The sequence below is a fragment of the Cupriavidus sp. UYPR2.512 genome (genome assembly GCF_000379565.1).
GTDB lineage: Bacteria > Pseudomonadota > Gammaproteobacteria > Burkholderiales > Burkholderiaceae > Cupriavidus.
This window is the reverse complement of sequence record NZ_KB903028.1, coordinates 1-2,248: the sequence shown is the minus strand read 5'-3', so window position 1 is coordinate 2,248 and position 2,248 is coordinate 1. Positions and strand designations below refer to the sequence as shown.

Sequence of the window (2,248 nt, the reverse complement as noted above, 5' to 3'; positions counted from 1 at the left end):
TACCAGCGCACGCACAGCAGAATCACGTCCACCGGATGGTGCAGGCGCTTGAGGACATTGGCAATGCCGCCTGGCAGGCTCGTGCGCGGCGTCTTCGCTGGCTTATTCATCTGCTGACTTGCGGTTTCCAAAACCGGCCATTCTACTTCCCGTTATCGCGACAGAACCCTCGCTGAACCGTTGCCGCGAGTCGGGGGAGAAGCGCTATGCTCGAGCACCCTACAAGCACGCTGACGCTTTAGTGGCCGCGAATCGGCCTTTGCTGCCCAAAGCAGAATTTGCATCGCACGTCCATGATTTCACGGCGTCGGTACTGCAGATTTTATCAGGTCAGCGGAGCTGTCAGGGTTGCAGTGTCCAGTTCAAAACAAATGAATGTCAAAAATCGAACAATCTGGACATTCGCTATCAAGATAGTGTGTTGGGTCTGCTTTTAGGATGGCTCCAGTTCGCCGAACACTTGGCACATAGATTGCACTCACAAATGAACTCGGTGGTGACTCCTTCCGCGGACCTCACGCAGGTGCGCTGTAAGGCCAAAGGATAGAATTAGCCAATAAGCGAACATAAATAACACCGCCAAGCAAGGATATTTTTATTTATTTTTTAGCATGAGGATAAATCATGAGAAAGATCGAAAAGATCCCCGTCGACAACGAAAGCGTAAGCGGATGGTTTGCTTTTATATCAGTCAATGAAAAATCTCGGGAGAAGTTATGTCTAAAAAGGCACTAATTGTCGGAATTGATGACTATGATCCGCCAAACCAGCTTCCGAGTTGTGTTAAGGATGCTGGAGCATTCGAAAATTTAGTTAAGAATCAATATCATTTCGATGACGTCAGGCTATTGACTGACAAGAAGGCAATCAAATCAAACTTGATTAGCAACCTTGAATGGCTGGTTAGCGGTGCCACAAAAAATGATAGGCTTGTCTTATTTTATTCTGGCCATGGGTACAGCCCGGTAGTTGATAAGGTTACTCGAGAGGCGCTCGTTGCCCAGGATGGTGAGTTCTTCTTTGACGGCGATTTAGCTAAAATAATTAAAGACTTGCCGGATGGAATACTAACTATCGTAATCGATGCATGTTTTTCCGGAGGAATGGAGAAGCCGTGGCTAGACAAGAATGGCAACGTGCAGATGATTCGAGTAAAGTGCTGGCAACCATCAGGTAAGGACTACAAGGATAAACCCAATGGATATGCCCCATTCGGTAATCTTAAGGCATTATCCGGAGATGATCTAACTTTGAATTTTTCTAGTAAACGTCTAATCGCCTCTCAGTCAGGCGGCGGCTCTGACTTCCAAAAGACTAAGCTGCAGAATCCAAATTCAAAGGGCTTGCTGCTATCTGCCTGCCTTGCAGACGAAGAAGCAGCGGCATCCCGGCCATCCACGGAAGGTCTCTCCGCATTCACTTTCTCGCTTCTAGACTCCATAAATGTGCTAGGAAGAAATGGCACAACGGAAGAAATCATTGAGGCGGCCGGAAATGCCCTTCACAAGCAAGGGATCAAACAAACACCGATGCTAAAGGAGCCGATGGCTCCACCAAACCTTGGAGAAGCAAGTTTTATTATGCTTGTTCATCCTGAAGAGCGAGACTCTGCCACTAAAAAAACTCCTGATACTAAACCCGATAAGGTAGCAAGTGCTTCCGAACCAGCAGCACCTCAACCCGCTGATGGGCAGAATATAAATGAGACTTCCCAAAAACCGTTAAAGCGCGGAACTCAGGAGGATATCGCTGATATTGTTAACGCAGTACTCCCATATATCCTGATTCAATCGCAGGGAGATAACATGAAAATCTCTTCATTGAATAGCGGCTTCGATAAGGGCTGGATTGAAGATGTTACGCGCACTGTAAGTACCGTTGTGCCGGTCATCCTGAGTGCGCTGCAGAGTAAATGCTACCAGGCGCAGCAGCCGGCGACGCCTGCCGACAAAGGGTGGTTCGACGATGTCACCCATATCGCGAGCATCGCGGTCCCGGTGGTGCTCAGTGCCCTGCAGAGCAAGGGCTACCAGGCGCAACAACCGGCAACGGCTGGCGACAAGGGGTGGTTCGAGGACGTCACCCATATCGCGAGCATCGCGGTCCCGGTGGTGCTTAGCGCCCTGCAGAGCAAGGGCTACCAGGCGCAGCAGCCGGCAACGGCTGGCGACAAGGGGTGGTTCGAGGACGTCACCCATATCGCGAGCATCGTGGCACCGGTGGTGCTCAGTGCCCTGCAGAGCAAGGG

Annotated in this window: 1 protein-coding gene and 1 pseudogene; one reads left to right on the top strand and one right to left on the bottom strand. The window is 50.1% G+C overall.

What is annotated here, in order from left to right; all coding sequences use genetic code 11:
- Window positions 1-110 (bottom strand): annotated as a pseudogene (locus A3A5_RS43425) (IS6 family transposase); the annotation flags it as partial.
- 606 nt (window positions 111-716) lie between these two features.
- Here A3A5_RS43425 and A3A5_RS43420 point away from each other — a divergent pair.
- Window positions 717-2,248: caspase family protein (locus A3A5_RS43420; RefSeq protein WP_198293149.1), on the top strand; the 1,532-nt coding region annotated here is incomplete at its 3' end.